Origin of the sequence: Georgenia daeguensis (assembly GCF_039537705.1) — a bacterium.
Classification (GTDB): Bacteria; Actinomycetota; Actinomycetes; order Actinomycetales; family Actinomycetaceae; genus Georgenia; species Georgenia daeguensis.
Genome location: NZ_BAABBA010000038.1, coordinates 1 through 19,182 on the forward strand (window position 1 = coordinate 1; position 19,182 = coordinate 19,182).

Here is a 19,182-nt window from a genome sequence, read left to right on the forward strand (position 1 = left end):
GAACGGCCGGCTCGAGCACCTGCGCGGCTCCGCCCTCGGCTTCCGCAACCTCACCAACTACATCGCCAGATCACTGCTGGAGACCGGCGGATTCAGACCCCAGCTACACCCTGGATTGTGAAGAGCCCGTTATCCCCTGCCGCTTCGGTGGCTCTGCGGCCAGGCCTGCGCCGCTCCCAGGAGGTTGTGAATGCCCGGTCGTGCTGTGCCCGCTTCCCAGGCACCACTGACCAGACGGCAGATTCGGGACGCCGAGCGCGTCCGCGATCGAGCGGTATTGCCTGACCCGGGTCCCAGCCGAGCTTCCCGAGCGGCAGAGCTTCTCGATCCGAGGCCACACACGGGTGGTGGTCTGCCGCCGCTCGACGCCGAGCCCGCCGCGTCAACGCCTCCGCAGACCCGTAGGCAGATCCGTGCGGCCGAGGAAGCCCGGGCACGTGCGGGCGAAGTCCCACCCAACCGGGCTACCCGAGCGGCCGAACTTCCGGACCCGAGGCCGCATGCGGGTGGTGGTCTGCCACCGCTCGACGCCGAGCCCGCCGCGTCAACGCCACCGCAGACCCGTAGGCAGATCCGTGCGGCCGAGGAAGCCCGGGCACGTCCGGGCGACGTTCCACCCAACCGGGCCGACAGTTCCGGGCCGCCGCCGAGGAGGTCCGTACGTGGCGCACCGAGCTCGAATGCTACGACCGAAGTCCTGCCCGCCATGCCGGAGCCGGTTCGCCGGTCACCTTCCAGGTCCGCTGCAGCCCCCGCGCGGAGGCACCCAGTACCGCATGGCGCGGCTCGGTGGGCTCCCCGAAGTGCCGTGCTGGTCAGTCTTGCGGCACTGACGATCGCGGCGCCCCTGACGGGCGTGGCCACCGCCGGCTCCACCGACGCTGCCGTGGCGTCCGTCGCTGCGATCCCGGTCCGGGACAGTGTGCTGACCCTCCTTGACGCTCGAGCTGCGACAACGTCGCTGGCGGCCGGTGCACCAGCCAGCCTGGTGGCAGACCCCACCGCCCGGGCACGCGCTGAGGCGCTGCAAGCCTCCCGTGCGACGGTCCGCGCCGCCTTGGAGACCACCGCGGAAGACGGGGCGAACGGGACACGCGCCGCGGTCGCGGAACCGCAACCGCTGTTCGTCATGCCTCTGGCCGCGGGGAACTACCGCCTGACCTCGGCATACGGCTACCGCAACGACCCCCTCGGCCGCGGCCGGTCCTTCCATACCGGAACTGACATGGCGGCGCCGCTGGGCACGCCCATCTACGCGGTCGCCGACGGGATCGTGGACTACGTGAGCGTGGGCAAGGACGGACGCTCCAGCATGCTGATCGTGCTCAAGCACGAGATCGACGGCCGGTACGTCTACAGCTGGTACAACCACATGTATCCCGATGGCCTCTACGTCCAGGAAGGCCAGCAGGTGCGGGCTGGTGAAGTCATCGCAGCCGTCGGCTCCAACGGCAACTCCACCGGCCCGCACCTGCACCTCGAGATCCACACCGACGACGAGCTGACCACCACGGAGCCCCTCACATGGCTCGCCGAGCACGGCGCGGTGGACATCGGCTCCCTGTGATCGTCCCGACCACAGACAGTCATCAGGGCGCAGAGATCAGGTCCCAGGTCTTTCCTGCGTCGGCACTTCGGTAGACCTGCGTGTTGAACGCGGCCAGATAGGTGGACTGGTCGACCGCCGTGAGAGCTTCGGGGGCACCTTGCTGCATCCCGGACGACGACCATGCGCCCGCCTTGAAGCGCCACGCCACTCCCGTGCTGTCCAGGCCGACGAGCTCGCCGCCACCCTCCCCCGGGGGCAGGTGGTCAAGGACGATCAGTGCCTTGGGCGGCTGAGCGGCGGCCGGCTGGAACGAGGTGCCGGCGTCTGTGCTGACCATCAGGCCTTCCGCCGTGGTGGCGAGCAGACGGTCCGGGTCGGCCGGGTCCACGTCGAGGTCACGAGCCGCGATGGCGGCGCCGTCCTTCCAGGTGGACCCGCCGTCGTCGCTTCGCTTGATGCTCCCGGTGGCGGAGTCGAGCCCGTAGATGCGCTCGTCGACGGCCGTCAGGGCGTGGAAGTCGCTCTGGCCGCCTAGCGAAACCTCCTCCCAGGTGCGGCCTGCGTCGGTGCTGCGGAGCAGACCGAGGTTGGTCGGCCCCTCCTCGTCCGGTGCGGGATGTCCACTGGCGAGGAAATCGTTGTCCGGACCGGTGATGGTGAACCCCATGGTGTCCTGCCGGCTGTCGCCGACAGGGTGGGGCGTGTTGTTCTCGAGGAAGAAGAGTCCGTGGTGAGTGGCGACGTATACCCGGTCATCTGCGGGGTTGAAGGCGAGGTCGTGCACATGCCCGAACATTGCCGAGTCCGAGGTCGTGCTCGCCCTCGCTTCGGCACGCCCTGCGGGTGCGGCGGTATTGGGCGATGGCGGGGAGCATGCGCCGATCAAGAGAGTCGTGGCCAGTACGGCGCTGGCGCGCAGAAGTGGTGAGGTCGACCGCATGGGTGGGGTAGTCCTTTGCCGGGGTGTGAGCGGGCGGCGGGCGGGCCCCGTCGGGACCCGCCCGCCGACGCGAGCGTCTGGGTGCGGCGCGGCGCTCAGAGAGCCGCGAGCATCTGCTCCATCTCGGAGATCTCCGCCTCCTGGTCGGCGATGATCTTCTCGGCGAGCTCCAGTGCCTGAGGGTTCTCACCCTCCTCGAGCTCGGTCTGGGCCATGGTCACGGCACCCTGGTGGTGGGCGATCATCATCTCGAGAAAGCTCCGGTCGAACTCGGTGCCGGAGAGACCCTCGAGGTGCTGCATGGCCTCCTCCTGGCTCATGCCCTCCATCTCCATGCCTCCGTGATCCATGCCCTCCATGCCTCCCATGGGCGAGGTCTCCTCACCCCAGGCCTCGAGCCAGGACGTCATCTCCTCGATCTCCGGCCCCTGCGCGGCGGAGATGCCTTCTGCGAGGGAACGGACGTCCTCGCTATCCGCCTTCTCCACCGCGAGGTCCGCCATCTCGATGGCGCCCTCGTGGTGCACGATCATCATCTGGGCGAACTCCGTGTCCGCTGCGTTGTGCGCGGTCTCCACGTCAGCGGTCCCCTCCGATGTCTGCGTCTGTGAGGAGGTGGTGGCGGCCGCTGTGGCCCCCGTCTCCTCCGGGGCGTCATCGCTGCACGCGGCGAGGGTCAGTGCCAGCACAACGGCAGTTCCAGAAGCAGCGATACGGGTCTTGAGGTTCACAGTTTCTCTTCTCTCTGTCGGCGTCGTGGTGGTTGCGACGACGCACGGCTGTTCGGTGATGGCGTGCCACGGGCCATTAGCTGGTCGTGACGTGTTGCCGCTAGATCCGGAGCACGCAGAGAGAGAACGGGACCAGCGGTCGTGAACCGGTGAGAAGGAACCTGACGACACCAGGCGGAAGTCCCCGACTAAGCGGAACCGCCACACCGATACCCCGTCGCCGACGCAGGAACTGTGCGAGACCGAGGGCAAGAATGCCGGTCAGCACGAACACGCATCCCGTCATCAGCAGGCCGTGCTCCGCCCCCGTGTGCCCAGATGAGGCAGCGTCGTCGCCCTGCGCGGCGGCGTTGTCATCACCCGTCGTCGCATCGCCGTCTGTTGCGACTACGGCAGGGGGAGGAGCCAGGTGATGAAGCCCCGATGCGGACGCCGGGGAGGCGCCATGCATCAGCGCAATACCGAGGAGCACCATGAGCAGCAGGAGCAGTGAGGCCAGCCTACCCATGCCTGCTCGGCGAGCGCTGGCGGTCAAGTTCACCCCCGGTTTCGTCTGCGTCGGTGTCTCGAGGCTTCGGCCTCGAGCCCTGGTAGAGGACCGTTCGCTACCTGATTCTCTCATTCGGTGCAGCGTGCGCTCGCGCCGGTGAGGCCAGGCGAGGGCCCGCGGGACCTTCACACACACGGCACGTCTGGTGGGCAATGACGACGGCGCCCGAAGAGCAAGGCCAGCAACGGTCAGACTGGTGGTCCCGCGAGCAAGCCCTGCGAGGGCAGTTCGAGCGAAAAGGCGTCGAGCACGACAGTGACGAACACCAAAGAATGCAACGGCTGTTCGTCCCTTTCTCGGTCATGCCTCAGCCGTGCCCGGCAGGCTAGCCGGGCGCGACCGCTCTCTCAGGCGGTGGCGAACCTGGCGGGATCGGCATCCCACTTGGTGGCGCACGTGTCGCAGCACAACCAGTACGTCTTGCCGTCGTGCTCCCGCTTGCGGCCCGCGGCTTCGGCCTCAGCCTTGAGGGAAGTGCTCCCGGGCATCACGGGGCACTCGGCGACCGTGTCAGCGGGGGCGTCGACGGGAGCACCGTGGTGGTGGCCCTCGCCCTGCCCGTGGTGGTGGCTGTGAGATTGCCCGTGGTTGTGATGGCCTGTCATGGGTGCTTCTTCCTCTTCGAGTTTTCTCTTGTGCGTCAGAGCTCTGCGCGGCACGCGTCAAGGTGGTCAGGCACCGGGACCGACGTGCGGTATTACCTGGACGAGCCCGACCGCAGTGCAGAGCGCGATGGGATCTACGCGCCGACGCTCGCCGGCACCCCTTGGGCCGCAGGGCGGGCGCTCGAGGTCGGGACAGGCTCGGTGGACACCGGGCGGAACCGGCGCAGGCGCAGACTGTTGGTCACGACGAACACCGACGAGAACGCCATTGCCGCCCCCGCGATCAAGGGATTGAGCAGCCCGGCTACCGCCAACGGGATTGCGGCGACGTTGTACGCGAACGCCCAGAACAAGTTGCCCTTGATCGTCGAGAGGGTGGCACGGGACAACCGGACAGCGTCGACGGCCGCGCGGAGGTCTCCGCGCACCAGCGTCAGGTCGGACGCCTCAATAGCCACGTCGGTACCGGTCCCCATGGCGATCCCCAGGTCGGACTGCGCCAACGCCGCGGCATCGTTGACACCGTCACCGACCATCGCGACCGCTCGACCCGACTCCTGCAGCTCGCGCACGACCCGGACCTTGTCCTCCGGCATGACCTCCGCGATCACCTCGTCGATACCCACCTCGCCGGCGATCGACCGTGCTGCCCTGGTGTTGTCGCCCGTGAGCAGGACCGGCCGCAGGCCAAGGCTCTTCAGCTCGGCGACAGCCTGGGCTGAGGTCGGCTTGACGGTGTCGGCCACTACCACGATGCCGCGAATATGCCCGTCCCAACCCACCGCAACGGCAGTACGCCCGGCGGACTCGGCCTCATCGAGCACGGAGGACAACTCGTCCCCGATCTCCTGGGCCCACTGCTCGCTCATCCAGGCGACCCGCCCGGCCGCCACGGCGTGGCCCCCGACGACGCCCGAGACTCCGAGGCCCTGGCTGCTGGTGAACGACTCCACCGCCGGCAGGTCACCGGCCCGCTCGCGGGCACCGGCGGCAATGGCCTTGGCGATCGGATGCTCGGAAGCGTCCTCCAACGCCCCGGCCAGGCGCAGCACCTCCTCCGCCTCAGAGCCGGCGGCTGCCACGACGTCAACCAGGCGCATCTGCCCCGTGGTGACCGTGCCGGTCTTGTCCAGCACGACGGTGTCCACCTGACGGGTCGACTCCAGCACCTGCGGACCCTTGATCAAGATGCCCAGCTGGGCGCCGCGCCCTGTGCCGACCATCAGAGCGGTGGGCGTCGCCAGTCCGAGCGCGCAGGGGCAGGCGATGATCAGCACAGCCACAGCAGCGGTGAAGGCCATCTCGACGCCGGCGCCGATGCCGAGCCAGAAGCCCGACGTCGCAACGGCGAGGGTGATGACGATGGGCACGAAGACCGCAGAGATGCGGTCGGCCAGGCGCTGGACGGGAGCCTTTCCGGTCTGCGCCTCCTCCACGAGGCGAGCCATCTGAGCAAGCTGGGTGTCGGCGCCAACCCGCGTCGCTCTGACCAGAAGCCTGCCGCCGGCGTTGACGGTCGCACCCACGACGGTGTCACCGGGGCCGACCTCTACAGGAACCGGTTCACCGGTGAGCATCGAGGCGTCGACGGCGGAAGCGCCCTCGACCACCTGACCGTCGGTGGCGACCTTCTCCCCGGGCCGGACGACGAACTCGTCGCCGACCGTGAGCTGCTCCACCGGGATACGGACCTCGGCACCGTTGCGAAGCACGGCGACGTCCTTGGCCCCCATCTCCATCAGGGCGCGCAGGGCGGCGCCGGACTGCTTCTTGGCGCGAGCCTCGAGATAGCGGCCGAGCAGGATGAAAACTGTGACGGCCGCGGCCACCTCGAGGTAGATCTCGTGCGCGGCGCCGCCCCGCTGAGGGATGAGGCTGAACGTCATGCGCATGCCCGGGTCACCGGCAGCACCGAGGAACAGGGCGTACAGCGACCATACGAACGCGGCCAGAACCCCGACGCTGATGAGGGTGTCCATCGTCGCGGCCGCGTGCCGGGCGTTGACCCACGCGGCGCGGTGGAACGGCCACGCCCCCCACACGACCACCGGCGCGGCCAAGGTCAGGGACAGCCACTGCCAGTTGTCGAACTGCAGCGGCGCGATCATCGACAGCGCCACCACGGGGGCGGCGAGGGTGGCGGAGACGATCAACCGGTGGCGCAGCGACGAGGTCTCGTCCGGTTCGGCGGCCGCCTCGACCGCGGCCGCAGGGTTTGCCTCTTGACGCAACCGGGCGGTGTACCCGGTCGCCTCCACCGTGGCGACCGCGTCCTCAGCCGTGGTGCCCTCGGGAAGTCTGACCTTCGCCCGCTCGGTGGCGTAGTTGACGCTTGCCTCGACCCCAGGCATCCGGTTGAGCTTCTTCTCGATACGCGCGGCGCACGACGAGCATGTCATGCCGCCGATCTCCAGCTCGATGGCCGGCTGGCTCATCGAATCATCTCCGTCTCAGACTCAGTCGTGGTCGACGGGCAAATCGCCGCCGGTCTCGACGACCGCACTCTCGCCGGCAGGATCGATCGGACCGACCGCGGTCCCGACGCCGAACCCGACGCCCAGCGCGGCGCCCAGCACCAGGGCGAAACCGACCAGCTTGCCGGCGTCGCTCATGCAGAGGCGCTAGCCAGCTCGTACCCGGCCTCGTCCACGGCGGCACGTACCTCGGCGAGCGGGACCGCGCCGGCGCTGGTGACCTTCACCTGGGACTGCCCACCCTTGACGAGATCGATGGCGACATCCTTGACGCCGGCGATCTTGACGATCTCCTCGGCGACCGACGACACGCAGTGACCACAGGTCATGCCGGTGACGGAGTAAGTGGTGACGTTCATCGTTTCAAGCTCCTCGAATCAGCGGGTTCTGTGAGGCGACCCGGTGAGGCCGGCCGCACGACCTTTATACCCCTACGGGGTATGGAGTGCCAAGCGGTGCACGTCTGCTGGACCTGATCGACGCGTGGTGAGCGGCAAGCAACCGTCACGGCGAGCTGCGCCCTCCTCCGAGTCTGCGTCTGGCCCGCGATTTCGGCCCGGTCGGTCTCATGAAGATTCAATGAAGATCCGGCTGCCCGGGAGGCGCCGTTGGAGTTTCTCGGTTCCGCCAGCGACGATGGTCCCGTCTTCGGCATGCCCGACCCAGCGCTCGCCACAAGACGGAGTCACCGGGTGGCCACGGTGGTAGGGCGCTGGTCTGAGTCGTGGAACCCGTCCATGGCAAGCCGACAAAGCCCCGCGGGGGCCACCGATACCGAGAGTTGTGAGTGTCTGCTGTGAACCCAGTCGTCAGCCGCAGTTCGTCCCACCGCTGGCGCCCCCGCCCAGCACGCTTGCGCAGACGAAGCGCCGTCGCAGTAGCCATCGCAGCGGTCCTGACCCTGCTGCTCAGCGCCTGTGCTCCCGGGGGTGCGACAGGCGCCGGCTCCGACAGCGCGGACGGTGGCTATGTGGCCGGAGACGGCACCTTCGCCACCTGGGCCCCGGACGAGCGCGCCGCACCCATCTCCCTGGTAGGCACCACCTACACCGGCGAGAAGCTGGACCTGGCCGACTGGCGTGGCGACGTGGTGGTGGTGAATTTCTGGTACGCCGCATGCCCGCCGTGCCGTGCCGAGGCACCAGATCTCAGGGCCATCTACGAGGACTACTCCCCCGACGGCGTGAAGATGCTGGGCGTGAACCCCCGCGACGATGCTGGAACCGCGCAGGCGTTCGAGCGCACCTTCGAAGTACCCTACCCGTCCCTGCACGACGCCGACGCCCGTGGCGTGGCTGCCTTCGAAGGCCTTGTCCCCCTCCAGGCGATGCCCACGACAGTGGTGCTGGACCGGCAGGGCCGTGTGTCCGCCCGCATCCTGGGCCAGATCGACCCGACCATCCTCAGAGGCCTGATCGACGACGCCCTGGCCGAGGAGATCTGACGTCCATGAACTGGGACCAGATCGCCACTTTTTTCGAGTCGACCGTGCTCACCGGACCGATGCTCGCCGCCCTGCCCGTGGCCGCGATCGCCGGAGCCATCTCCTTCGCCTCCCCGTGCGTGCTCCCCCTGCTTCCCGGTTATGTCGGCTACCTCGGTGGCATGGTCGGCACTCAAGGAGATCCTGAGCGTGACCGTCGATCATGGGCAGGCAACGGTCGGCTGCTCACCGGCGTGCTGCTCTTCGTGGCGGGCTTCACCGCCGTCTTCGTGCTGCTCGGCGTGGTGTTCTCCTGGGCGGGGATTGTTCTCGCCCCCTGGATGGACGCGATCCTGCGCGTGATGGGCGTATTCGTCATCCTCATGGGGCTGGCCTTCATGGGCGCCGTACCCTTCCTCCAACGGGACTACCGCCTCCACATGAGCCCGCGCCAGGGAGTGTGGGGGGCTCCCCTCCTCGGCGTCGTGTTCGGGCTCGGGTGGGCCCCGTGCATGGGGCCCACTCTGGCAGCTGTCCTGACGTTGTCCTTCAGTGAGGCCGACCCGGCGCGCGGTGCCGTCCTCGTCCTGGCGTACAGTCTCGGCCTGGGCGTGCCGTTCGTGGTGCTGGCGATGGCGTTCTCCCGCTCGACCCGGGTCCTGGGATTCCTACGCCGACACCGGCTGACCATCCAGCGCCTCGGCGGGGCCCTGCTCGTCGCGCTCGGGCTGGCCATGGTCACCGGACTGTGGGGCCTGCTGTCGGGTTACCTGCAGGGCCTGGTCGCCGACTTCGAGACGGTGGTGTGAGCGCCTTGAAGACCGCCGCCGACATCGACGCGACGAACCTGAGTTCCAAGGCCGGGCAGGGACAGCAGGCTCCCGGGGGCGGTGCGCACGTACCCGGGGGTGGTGCCAAGCTCGGCCTGGCCGGATGGCTGCGATGGATGTGGCGTCAGCTGACCAGCATGCGCGTCGCCATCCTGCTCCTGCTGCTCCTGGCGGTCGCCTCGCTGCCCGGATCGCTCTTCCCCCAAGAGCCCCAAGCCCCCGAGAGGGTGGACGAGTACTTCACCACCTACCCGCGCCTGGCCCCCTGGCTGGAGCGGCTCGGCTTCTTCGACGTGTTCAACTCGCCGTGGTTCGCCGCGGTGTACCTGCTGCTGTTCACCTCACTGATCGGGTGCATCGTGCCGCGCGTTCGGGTGCACTGGCGGGCCCTGCGCGCCCAGCCTCCACGGGTGCCCCGCAGCTTCCAACGGTTCCCCGTGCGTGAAGAGCGCACGGTCACCGAATCCCGCCCGGCGGTAGAAGCGAGCATCATGGCCGCCCTGAAGGGCCGCTACCGCGCGGCGGTCACCGCCGAGGGCATCACCGCCGAGCGCGGGTACCTGCGCGAGAGCGGCAACATCGTCTTCCACCTCTCGCTCATCGGCATCCTGCTCTCCCTGGCGGCCGGGCAGCTCTACAGCTACCGCGGGCAGTTCATCGTCGTCGAGGGCGAGTCCTTCGCCAACTCCGTCGTCGACTACGACACCTTCGACCCCGGCACCTTCTTCGACCCCGACCTGCTCGAGCCCTTCACCTTCACCCTGGAGAAGTTCGAGTCTGAGTTCACCGTCGACGCCCAGGCGCGCGACTTCGCCGCCACCGTCGGCGTGACCGAGCCTGACGGCACGACCCGCCGAGAGGTCATCAAGGTCAACGACCCCATCAACACCGGCGGCGCGAACGTGTACCTGATGGGCAACGGCTTCGCCCCCAAGATCACCGTGCGCGACGGTGCGGGCGAGGTGGCCTTCGCCGGGGCGGTCCCATTCCTTCCCCAGGACGCCCTCTACACCTCCAAGGGTGTCATCAAGGTTCCCGACGTCAGCGTCGGCGAGCAGCTCGGGCTCACCGGTGCCTTCCTGCCCACCGCCATGATGGCTGAGGACGGCTCCGGGGCATACTCCGCCCATCCCCAGCCCGACGCCCCGCTGATGGTGCTCACTCTCTGGGCCGGTGACCTCGGACTGGACGAAGGTGTGCCCCAGAACGTCTACGTCCTCGACACCGACGACATGCGCCAGGTCTACGAAGAGGCGCCGGACGGATCCCCCGGCTCCGCCGACGGCGGCCAGCAGCCGGTGACCCTGTTCCTCGGTCCCGGCGACACCGTCGAGCTGCCCGAAGGACTCGGGACCGTGACGTTCGAGTCACTCCCCCGCTTCGTCGGCCTGGACCTGCGCTACGACCCCACCCTGCCCTACCTGCTCGGCTCCTCCGTCGCCGCCATGCTCGGCCTGTTCGCCTCGCTGTTCGTCCCGCGCCGACGCCTGTGGGTCAAGCTCGCCGACACCCCCGACGGCGGCACCTCCGTCTCGGGGGCGGCGCTGGCCCGCGGCGACGACCCCGGCCTGGCCCGAGACCTCGCACGCGTGCTCAAGAACGCCGGCACCCCGGCCGACCCGGCGCCCAGCACAGCACGAACGCAAGACAGGGCCGGGTCGGCAACCGAACAAAACGCCACCACACCCGCCGGGCACCACCCGGCCCGGAAAGGACACTGATGCCCGAGAGCACCCTGGGCCAGATCAGCCTCGTACTGATCTACGGAGCGATGGCCGCCTACCTCGTCAGCTTCATCGCCTTCGCCACCGACCTCTCAGGACTGCGCGACCGTGGCACCGGCGACCGCCGACGCCGCGCCGCCGGCATCGCGATGAGCACCACCTGGCTCGGATTCGCCATGCACCTGCTCGGTGTCATCACCCGTGCCATCGCCGCCGCCCGTGTGCCCTGGGCGAACATGTACGAGTTCTCCATCCTCTTCACCCTCGTAGCGATGGTGATCTTCCTGGCGCTGCAACGCGGCCGGGACATGCGCTTCCTCGGCGCCTTCGTCCTCGGCCCCGTACTCCTCATGCTCGGCATCGCCGTCTCCGTGCTCTACGTCCGCGCAGACGGCGTCCAACCGGCCCTGCAGACCTACTGGCTCGTCATCCACGTCTCCATCGCCACCCTGGCCGTCGGCGTCTTCTCTATCTCCGCGACCCTCTCGGCCCTCCAGCTCCTCCAGGAACGCGCCGAGCTGCGCCGCGCCCGCACAACTGCGACCGCCCCCTCACCCACATCCCCCGCGCCAGAACCCGACGGGGCAACGGCCACTGCCACCCTGACCCGAAACGAACGAACCCATGGCCTCTGGGGGCGCCTGCTCGAGGTCGTCCCCTCCTCCCTCGAGCTCGAACGCCTCGCCTTCCGACTCAACGCGGTCGGCTTCATGATGTGGACCTTCACGCTTATCGCCGGCGCGATCTGGGCCGAGCACGCCTGGGGCCGCCCATGGGGCTGGGACGCCAAGGAGGTGTGGTCCTTCGTCATCTGGGTCATCTACGCCGCGTACCTGCACGCCCGCGCCACCCGCGGGTGGGAAGGACGCCGGGCGGCCTACCTCTCCATCGCCGGATTTGTTGCCATCCTGGCCAATTACTTCCTCGTCAACCTCGTCTTCAACAGCCTTCACTCCTACAGCGGGATCGGATAACGACGAGCCATCTTCACTTCGATGACCTCGCGCCTGTCGCCCAGTGGCGGGATGAAAGCCCCGAAAGGGGGCGGCTCACGCGTCCCGGCGTGCAGGCGTCTGCCGCGCAGGAGCGACACACCAGGGCAGCAGGTCACACACTCCGCTGGAGCTCCATGCTGCGGAGTGCCCGGTTCCAAGGTCACCCGCAAGGGCGGGGGCGTGCCCAAGAATGACGGGCGAACTGGCGCTGAGAAGCGGAGGCTATTGTTGTCCGCGCGAAAGGAAGCAACCTTTCCGAGCCCTTTTCCTGGGATTGAAATCGCCGAACGGCGTCGTCGTCTGGTCTCGCCGCCGAACCGTGCTGGTCGATTCCGTCACGCTCGCGTGGGGCCCAGCTCGCAGGTCGCGAGCCAATGTCATTCACAACGCAACGCTGTCTCCAAAGCGGCGAGGTTGGCACGCATGACCTGCTCATAGTCGGACTCCTCGTCGACGAGTCCCTCAAGCGGGTCGAGAACCCTGGTGGTGATGCCCAGGTCCGAGGCAAGCGTCTCCGCGACCTTAGGACTCACCAGCGGCTCGGTGAATATGGTGGTGACCCCCTCGGCTCTCACGGTCTCGCCGATCTCGGCCAGTCGGGCCGGAGACGCTTCCGCCTCCGGGCTGAGTCCGGCGATGCCCATCTGCTTCAGGTCATACCGGTCGCTCAGATAACCGAAGGCCTCATGAGAGACCACGATGGTCCGGCTCTCGCACGAGGCGAGCGCCTGGGAGAAGTCGGCGTCGAGCGCGGCGAGGTCGTCGGCGAGCTCCTCCGCCGCCGCCCGGTACGCGGCAGCACCGTCAGGGTCGATGGTGGCGAACTCCTCCGCGACAGTGGCGGCCACGCCGGCCAGGAGTGTCGGGTCGAGCCAGAAGTGTTGCGCAACGCCGGTGTCCGAGACGTCGACAGCGACGGGCGGACCTGCCTGCGCCACGGCCTCGTCCACCGCGGGCTGGAAGCCCGACAGGTAGAGCGCCAGGTCGGCCTCGCCAATCCGAGCGACTTCCTGCGGCGACAGCTCGAGGTCGTGGGGCTCCACCGCAGGCGGGGTCAGCGAGGAGACCCAGACCCGCTGACCACCCACCCGTTCCGCCACGAACTGCAGGGGATAAAAGGCTGCTACGACCTCCACTCTTCCCTCGGCCCGAGCGGCCGAACCGCCGGTTGGCCCTGCTGCAGAGCATCCGGCCGCGGAAAGCGCAAGAGCCACGGCGGCAGCCGGTACCCGACTCACTGGAGTGTTCATGGGAATCATTATCACCCATGCCGGATCCACGGTCCATCGCCAGGACTGGGCTGGCTCAACCGCGAGGATGCAGCGCCTAATTCAAGGCTGGACCGGCTCGCCGCGTCTCATACCCGCCCGATGACGATGGCCGACCACAAAAGGCCGGTCGGCGCGGTGGATCTGAGGAGGCCGCCCATGAGGGCCGAGCTACTGTGCCCTCACCGTCGTGCCAAAGGGCTGAAGGACTGCCGATACGGCCGGGAACCCCCAGGTGAAGAGCGCGACAAGGACGACCAGAGCGGCTAAGACGGCCTGGGTGGCTCTCAGCCACGTAGGTCCTGGCAGGAGCCGCCAGATTGCCGCGTACATCAGTTCCCCTCCAGGAGTTCTACGGGCATGCCCTCGGACCGGGGTATCCATTGCTCAAGGGTGCCGTGAGTGATCCACCGCTGTGCCACGCTCCACAACGGGTGGCAGGTGGTCAGCGTTATCAGCCGCTCGGATGGCTCCACACCCGGCTGTCCAGGGGTCGGGGCGACCACCTCCACCTGGTCTGGCGTGACGATGTAGTCCTCGGTCACGCGGTACACGAGCCAGGCTTCGGCAGTCTCCACGATGAGAGGATCACCCACCCGCAGACTGTCGACGTGCCGGAAGGCGGCACCGTATGTCTGACGGTGCCCGGCGAGGGCGAAGTTGCCGACCTGTCCGGGCATGGCGGTGCCGGGGTAATGGCCAGCCGCCCCGGTGTCCAGGACCTCCATGCCAACGCCCTCGGTCACCGGCACCTCGTAGTCAGGGCCCCAGCGCGGTACATGCAACGTGGCGAACGGTTCGCCCTCGGACACCGATCCGATCGCGGTAGGCGGAGTGTCGGTGCGAGGCTGAGCCGGCTCGGGCACCGCATCGCTGCCATAGGTCTGCTCGAGCGCCTCCACCGTTGCCCGCTGCTCACCACTTGCGATGACGTCGGTCCACCACACCTGCCATACCACGAAGAGGCCCACCAAAGCCCCGGCGGTCAACAAGACCTCCCCCACGACGCCGACCAGCAGCGATGAGCGAGCAGCGCGCGGGCCTCTACGCCGGCGGTCGCGAGTCCCCGAGCCGAGCGATGGCCGCTCAACGAGTAGCGAACCCATCGCGGTGCCCTTTCTGGACGCAGGAGCGGCCGGTCACAAACAGCCCACTTCCGTGCACGGCGCTGACCTGCAGCGGCGAGGCGGTACGGGGCGATCTTGACGGCGGAATGGATCACGTAGGCCCGGATCCACTCCGACACGGAGAGCAACGAAAACAGAGACAACAGTCGCGGAGAATGCGCGGGCCGCCACGTCAAGGATGTTCGTCGAACACGACCAAGTCGCTACGTAATTATGACGAAGGTTTAACGAAGATTGCTCAACGTGCAAGGTCGGCCGTGAAGTACTGGCTAACTTCAGGCTCGTCAGAGCACCGCCCAGCCAACCGAGACCAGGCCGACCCGCAGTTGTGATCAGATTCGAGAACGTCTCCACGCTGTACGCCTCGAGGCGCACGCCCCGCGCTGGACCGGATCAGCGCGGACACGAGCGCGGCGAGTTCGTCCTCCTTGTCGAAGCCCGCCCGGACAAACTCAGTCTCCGCAACCTCGCCCTGCCCCAGGAGCGCGCCACGACGGGGCAGATCCACGCCCTGGGCAGGGAGCTCACACAGGTCTGGCGGTGGAAGGTGACGCACCTGCGTCAGATCGGCACGGCCCTCAAGGACTTACCGCTGAAGCGACTGCCGCGCGAGCTCTCCGGTGAACAGCAGCGCGGCGATCGCCCGCGCTGGTCGCCCGCCCCGTCTCCTCCTCGCCGGCGTCAGCTCGATCGTGACCCTCGGTCGCTACACGAAGGTGTGAGGTGAACCCGGTGCACCGTCCTTCCCCCGGCCCCCGCGCCGCCCGACGCCCGGTGCGGGCGCTCGGCGGCGCCGTCGCCGCCGCGCTCGTGGCGCTGAGCCTCGGTGCCGTGGGTGCGGTGGCGCACGCGGACTCCCGGGACGACCTGGTGCGCGAGCAGGAGCGCAAGGAGGCCGAGCGCGCGAAGGTCGAGTCCTCCCTCGAGGGCGTCGACGCCGATCTCGCCGCGACCTACCTCAAGCTCGAGGACGCCAAGGCCAAGCTGCCCGTGGCCCAGGAGAAGCTGGCCGCCGCCGAGAAGGCGCTGGCCGCGGCCGAGCGCAAGCAGGAGCAGGTGGCCGGCCGCCTGGACCTCGCCGAGGCCGAGTCCGCCGCCCTCGAGGCCGACCTCGCCGCCGGCGCGGAGGAGATCGACTCGACCCGCGCCGCCATGGGCGAGCTCGCCCGCAGCACCTACCGCGGCGACAACGCGGTCACCACCCTCGAGGTGGTGCTGGACTCGTCCTCCACCGACGACTTCCTCCAGAGCTACGCCGTCATGGGCTCGGCCGTGCGTTCCCAGACGCAGGTGCTCGACGACCTCGAGACCGCCTCCGCCGTCGCCCGCAACCAGCGCGAGCGGCAGACCGCCGTGACCGAGCGCATCGGGGAGCTCAAGGCGGAGGCGGACTCCGCCGTCGTCGCGGCCGACGAGGCCCGCGCCGCGGCCGCCGACCACAAGGCCGAGATCGAGAAGATCCAGGCCGACATGACGGCCCTGTCCAAGCAGCTCGAGGACCAGAAGAGCCAGTATGCCGGCCAGCTCGCCGAGCTCGAGGCCGACAGCGCGGAGCTCGCCCGCGAGATCGCCCGGATCGACGAGGAGAACCGCCGCAAGGAAGAGGAGCGCAAGCAGCGCGAGGCGGCGGCCCGGGCCGAGGCCGAGCGCAGGGCCGCGGCGTCGCGCAACCAGTCCCGGCCCGCACCGGCACCAGCCGCGCCGGCGCCCGCCGCGCCGGCCCCTGCGGCCCCCGCCCTCGCGTCCAGCAACTTCCTCGCCCCGCCCGTCCCGAACCTGTACGTCACCTCCCCGTACGGCTATCGGGTCTACCCGATCACCGGCGGCTGGTTCATGCACAACGGCGTCGACCTGCGCTCCGCCTGCGGCAACCCCCAGTACGCCGCAGCCTCGGGGACGGTGGTCTCCACCAAACCGCCGTGGCAGACGGGCACCAGCGGCAACCAGGTGATGATCAACCACGGCATCGTCGGCGGCAGCTCCTACATCACCGTGTACAACCACCTCTCGCGCTTCGCCGTCAGCCCGGGCCAGCAGGTCTCGCAGGGCCAGACCATCGGCTACACGGGCGCCACCGGCGACGTGACCGGCTGCCACGTGCACTTCGAGGTCTGGAAGAACGGCTCGACGATCGACCCCATGCGGCTGCCCGGCTTCTGACCGTGTCAGCTAGCTACGTGCGACCGGCCCTGAGGCCCCGGCGCCGTAGGGTGATCCTCGCCCAAGGACAGCAGGCGCCGCGCGTGCACAGATCGCTACGGCAACGATCGAACGACGCCACAGCGTTGGTGCCCGAACTGTCGACGACGTGGCCATAAGGCCACCAGAAGACCCGTCCGCCGCCCCGCCAGGAGACAAGTCCCCTGCGAAAGCCGCCGCCAGCGGTCAGCGACGGTTGAAAAGTACGCCAGTTCCGCCGTCGACGGCAGCCAGCCAGCCGACCACCGCTCATGCACCTGCTCGACACCGGCCAGCGCGCGCGTCGGAGCGAGCAACCAGGCAGCAGACACGTCGCCGGAGCCGCCGGAGCCACCCGCACGTCGGGGTTCCCCCAGGCGTCGCCGAAGGCACGTGCATGCGGCTCAGGAGCAGCGACGGGGCCTGCGGAACAGTGGCTCTGGTACGACGTGGGTGCGCCTGCCACGGTCTGCGTGCGAGATGCCGTCCCGGCTCAGCGCACCGGCGCCACGGGCCTTCGCTGCTCCCGGCTCAGACGGGCCAGCACGAAGTGTGCGTCACGCGACGTAGGAGAGCACAGTCATCATCCCGAGTTCCCCGTGGTAGATGTTGTGACAGTGGATCAGCCACTGGCCGGGGTTGTCGGCCTGGAGGTCCACCGACAGGCTCTCCATAGGCAGGACGTTGATCGTGTCCTTGCGGATACCGCGCCCGTTCTGGCCGGCCAGCGCGAAGGTGTGGCCGTGCACGTGCATCGGGTGAAACATCATCGACTCGTTGCGCATGACCAACCTGATGCGCTCGCCGGACTGGATCTCCAGAGGCTCGTGGTCGCCGAACGCGGCCCCGTTGATGAACCACTGCCGTCCGCCGTCGACCATCTGCAGCCCGAGTTCGAACTCCCGATCCGGTTCACGCGGCTCCAGCGCCGCTGACTCGACTGCCCGCAGGTCGGCGTAGCTGAGCAACTGGCCGGCGAGCTCCGCCGGGCGTGCATCAGGAGCCGGCGCGGCGCCTGATGCGGTCCGCAGCAGGGCAAAGCCGGGTGCCGCTTCCTTGCCCTCGGGGACGGCGACGACGGGGAAGGCGCCGTCGCCGGTGGTGATCACCACGTCGTAACGTTCCCCCATCCCGACGATCAGGGTGTCGACCTCGACGGGGTCCACGGGGAAGCCGTCGGTGTGCGTCACGCTCAGGCGGTGGCCACCCACGGCGAACCGGTAGGCGGTGTCGCCACCGGCGTTGATGATCCGTAGGCGGATCCGCCGGCCCGGGGTCGTGTTGATGAGGAAGGGGTCCTCGGACGTACGGCCGTTGATGAGGTGGGCGGGGTAAACGACGTCGCCCGTGTCCGCGCCGAGGGGTTGTTCGTCAGAGGGCATGGAGTCCCCCATGCTCATGCCTCCGTGGTCCATCCCCTCCATCGACATTCCTCCCATGACCATGCCCTTACGGGCCATGCGTTCGAGGATGACGTCCGGGGAGTCGCCCCACCCGTCGGTCCAGTCGTCCAGCATCAGGACCACTTCTTCGTCGTAACTCATGGGCTCTCGCGGGTCCTCGACAATGAGCGGAGCCTGCAGGCCACGATCGAGCTGGACCCCGACGTGCGGGTGAAACCAGTACGTGCCCGGGTCGGGAACCACGAATGCATAGTCGAAGCTCGCGCCAGCGCGCACCGGGTCCTGCGTCAGTCCGGGCACGCCGTCCATGTCGTTGCGCAGTGCGAGACCGTGCCAGTGCACCGTCGTCTCCTCCGGCAGGTCATTGGTCAGGCGGATCCGCAGAAGGTCGCCAGCCGTTGCCCGGAGCTCCTTGCCGGGCACGACGCCGTCGTACGCCCAGGTCTGCACCGCCCGGCCCGCCAGATCCACCGTCACCGGGGCAGCGCGCAGCTCGCGCCGCACCACCTTGCCGGTGACGTGCCGGGCCGACTCGGTCTGGGTCACCGCGGCCGCTCCTGGACCGACCGGAGTGGTGCCCGCGAAAAGTCGGCTCCCGGCGAACCCGCCACCCCCGACGACCACGAGGCCTGCGGCGCCCAGCTGCAGGAAGCGGCGTCGGTTCATGTTCCGGGCGGGCACGGGCGTGGAAGGCAAGGTGAGACTCCTGACTGATTCGGACCGGACAGTGCGCCAACGGCACGGACATCCTCACCCGGCGGGACAAAGGTCCCGTCGCCTAACGACGAAGGTTCGGTGAAGAGTGCAGTCGGCCCCAGCTGACAAGCACGAGAGGCACGACTCGATACGCTGGCCAAGGGACGGAGAGTTGGCCTAACCACGGGCCTTCCCGGCAGTCCACCGTCAGCACGAGGACACCGGAACTGATGATTACGACATGGGGACGTACAGGTCGCGGACAGTGACCTGCACGCACCAAAGTCCGCTCCGCGTGCCCGGTAGATGTCCAGCCGTGCCTAGACGACTCAAGCCGTCTAGTGCCGGTGGCCTCTGCCGCCCTCATCCTGCGGGACGCCGCCCACCCGTCGCAGGACCGCCGGGTCCGGGTCGCGGCTTCCCGCACCTGGCAGGTGACCCGTATGGGCCTCGTGCTCGGAGTCGTCGCGGCTCGCGCCGTGCCCCGCATGACCGCCGAACATCATCCCCACCATCATCAGCGGGCACGCCAGGAGCACCGCATAACTGAGGGCCTCACCCGTGTCAACGGACAGTGGGATGTCCTTGTGGGCGGACGGGTGATCTCCCTGTGGGCGGACAGTTCATCTCCCTGTCCGCGGTCAGTTGATCTCCCTGGTTGTTAGTTCAAGGGGATCACCCCGCGTCCG

Annotated in this window: 16 protein-coding genes; 6 read left to right on the top strand and 10 right to left on the bottom strand. The window is 68.7% G+C overall.

The window, feature by feature from the left end:
* The first annotated feature begins 856 nt into the window (after nt 1-856).
* Complete coding sequence (locus ABD774_RS20340) at nt 857-1,567, top strand: M23 family metallopeptidase (RefSeq protein WP_345045296.1); 711 nt, start codon at nt 857-859, stop codon at nt 1,565-1,567.
* Between the two features lie 22 nt (nt 1,568-1,589).
* On the opposite strand, the gene ABD774_RS20345 is transcribed toward ABD774_RS20340, so the two are convergent.
* The 6 genes from ABD774_RS20345 to ABD774_RS20370 form a co-directional block, all read right to left on the bottom strand.
* A complete protein-coding gene (locus tag ABD774_RS20345; protein WP_345045299.1) occupies nt 1,590-2,489 on the bottom strand; it encodes a F510_1955 family glycosylhydrolase in 900 nt (299 codons plus the stop codon).
* A 95-nt stretch (nt 2,490-2,584) separates the two neighbouring features.
* Nucleotides 2,585-3,067: a DUF305 domain-containing protein gene (locus ABD774_RS20350; RefSeq protein ID WP_425554619.1), complete on the bottom strand. Its 483-nt coding sequence runs from the start codon at nt 3,065-3,067 to the stop codon at nt 2,585-2,587.
* 1,050 nt (nt 3,068-4,117) lie between these two features.
* A complete protein-coding gene (locus ABD774_RS20355) occupies nt 4,118-4,375 on the bottom strand; it encodes a hypothetical protein (protein ID WP_345045305.1) in 258 nt (85 codons plus the stop codon).
* Nucleotides 4,376-4,509: 134 nt separating this feature from the next.
* Nucleotides 4,510-6,810 carry a heavy metal translocating P-type ATPase gene (locus ABD774_RS20360; RefSeq protein ID WP_345045308.1) on the bottom strand — a complete coding sequence of 767 codons (2,301 nt, stop codon included), beginning with the start codon at nt 6,808-6,810 and terminating at the stop codon, nt 4,510-4,512.
* Nucleotides 6,811-6,831: 21 nt separating this feature from the next.
* Entirely contained in the window at nt 6,832-6,987 is a 156-nt protein-coding gene (locus tag ABD774_RS20365; protein ID WP_345045310.1) for a hypothetical protein, read from the bottom strand.
* Complete coding sequence (locus tag ABD774_RS20370) at nt 6,984-7,208, bottom strand: heavy-metal-associated domain-containing protein (RefSeq protein WP_345045312.1); 225 nt, start codon at nt 7,206-7,208, stop codon at nt 6,984-6,986. Before ABD774_RS20370 ends, ABD774_RS20365 begins: the two co-directional genes overlap by 4 nt.
* Nucleotides 7,209-7,819: 611 nt before the next feature.
* On the opposite strand from ABD774_RS20370, the gene ABD774_RS20375 reads away from it, so the two are divergent.
* Genes ABD774_RS20375 through ccsB form a run of 4 tightly spaced genes read left to right on the top strand, consistent with a single transcriptional unit; the run spans nt 7,820 to nt 11,800 of the window.
* Complete coding sequence (locus ABD774_RS20375; protein WP_345045315.1) at nt 7,820-8,293, top strand: TlpA family protein disulfide reductase; 474 nt, start codon at nt 7,820-7,822, stop codon at nt 8,291-8,293.
* A gap of 5 nt (nt 8,294-8,298) precedes the next feature.
* On the top strand, nt 8,299-9,081 hold the full coding sequence (locus ABD774_RS20380; RefSeq protein ID WP_345045317.1) for a cytochrome c biogenesis CcdA family protein: 783 nt from the start codon (nt 8,299-8,301) through the stop codon (nt 9,079-9,081).
* Nucleotides 9,078-10,823, top strand: a complete 1,746-nt coding sequence (resB, locus tag ABD774_RS20385; RefSeq protein ID WP_345045320.1) for a cytochrome c biogenesis protein ResB — start codon at nt 9,078-9,080, stop codon at nt 10,821-10,823. The genes ABD774_RS20380 and resB overlap by 4 nt, the downstream gene beginning before the upstream one ends.
* On the top strand, nt 10,823-11,800 hold the full coding sequence (gene ccsB / locus ABD774_RS20390; protein WP_345045322.1) for a c-type cytochrome biogenesis protein CcsB: 978 nt from the start codon (nt 10,823-10,825) through the stop codon (nt 11,798-11,800). The genes resB and ccsB overlap by 1 nt, the downstream gene beginning before the upstream one ends.
* A gap of 398 nt (nt 11,801-12,198) precedes the next feature.
* Here ccsB and ABD774_RS20395 read toward each other — a convergent pair whose 3' ends face one another.
* Both ABD774_RS20395 and ABD774_RS20400 read right to left on the bottom strand, forming a co-directional pair.
* Nucleotides 12,199-13,080 carry a metal ABC transporter substrate-binding protein gene (locus tag ABD774_RS20395; protein ID WP_345045324.1) on the bottom strand — a complete coding sequence of 294 codons (882 nt, stop codon included), beginning with the start codon at nt 13,078-13,080 and terminating at the stop codon, nt 12,199-12,201.
* Nucleotides 13,081-13,421: 341 nt separating this feature from the next.
* Nucleotides 13,422-14,093, bottom strand: a complete 672-nt coding sequence (locus ABD774_RS20400) for a class E sortase (protein ID WP_345045327.1) — start codon at nt 14,091-14,093, stop codon at nt 13,422-13,424.
* A gap of 855 nt (nt 14,094-14,948) precedes the next feature.
* Between ABD774_RS20400 and ABD774_RS20405 the strand changes: the two genes are divergently transcribed.
* Nucleotides 14,949-16,376, top strand: a complete 1,428-nt coding sequence (locus ABD774_RS20405) for a peptidoglycan DD-metalloendopeptidase family protein (RefSeq protein WP_345045329.1) — start codon at nt 14,949-14,951, stop codon at nt 16,374-16,376.
* 575 nt (nt 16,377-16,951) lie between these two features.
* Here ABD774_RS20405 and ABD774_RS20410 read toward each other — a convergent pair.
* Both ABD774_RS20410 and ABD774_RS21775 read right to left on the bottom strand, forming a co-directional pair.
* Nucleotides 16,952-18,343 (bottom strand): multicopper oxidase family protein, encoded by a 1,392-nt coding sequence (locus ABD774_RS20410; RefSeq protein ID WP_345045332.1) that lies wholly within the window; start codon nt 18,341-18,343, stop codon nt 16,952-16,954.
* A gap of 488 nt (nt 18,344-18,831) precedes the next feature.
* Nucleotides 18,832-19,074, bottom strand: coding sequence for a DUF2933 domain-containing protein (locus tag ABD774_RS21775; RefSeq protein ID WP_425554620.1), 243 nt, complete (start codon nt 19,072-19,074; stop codon nt 18,832-18,834).
* Nucleotides 19,075-19,182 lie beyond the last annotated feature (108 nt).

Bases quoted from the DNA above. Each gene is read 5' to 3' on its own strand.
- ABD774_RS20345 (WP_345045299.1), bottom strand. From the start codon at position 2,489: ATGCGGTCGACCTCACCACTTCTGCGCGCCAGCGCCGTACTGGCCACG.
- ABD774_RS20355 (WP_345045305.1), bottom strand. From the start codon at position 4,375: ATGACAGGCCATCACAACCACGGGCAATCTCACAGCCACCACCACGGG.
- ABD774_RS20360 (WP_345045308.1), bottom strand. From the start codon at position 6,810: ATGAGCCAGCCGGCCATCGAGCTGGAGATCGGCGGCATGACATGCTCG.
- ABD774_RS20365 (WP_345045310.1), bottom strand. From the start codon at position 6,987: ATGAGCGACGCCGGCAAGCTGGTCGGTTTCGCCCTGGTGCTGGGCGCC.
- ABD774_RS20370 (WP_345045312.1), bottom strand. From the start codon at position 7,208: ATGAACGTCACCACTTACTCCGTCACCGGCATGACCTGTGGTCACTGC.
- ABD774_RS20380 (WP_345045317.1), top strand. From the start codon at position 8,299: ATGAACTGGGACCAGATCGCCACTTTTTTCGAGTCGACCGTGCTCACC.
- ccsB (WP_345045322.1), top strand. From the start codon at position 10,823: ATGCCCGAGAGCACCCTGGGCCAGATCAGCCTCGTACTGATCTACGGA.
- ABD774_RS20395 (WP_345045324.1), bottom strand. From the start codon at position 13,080: ATGATTCCCATGAACACTCCAGTGAGTCGGGTACCGGCTGCCGCCGTG.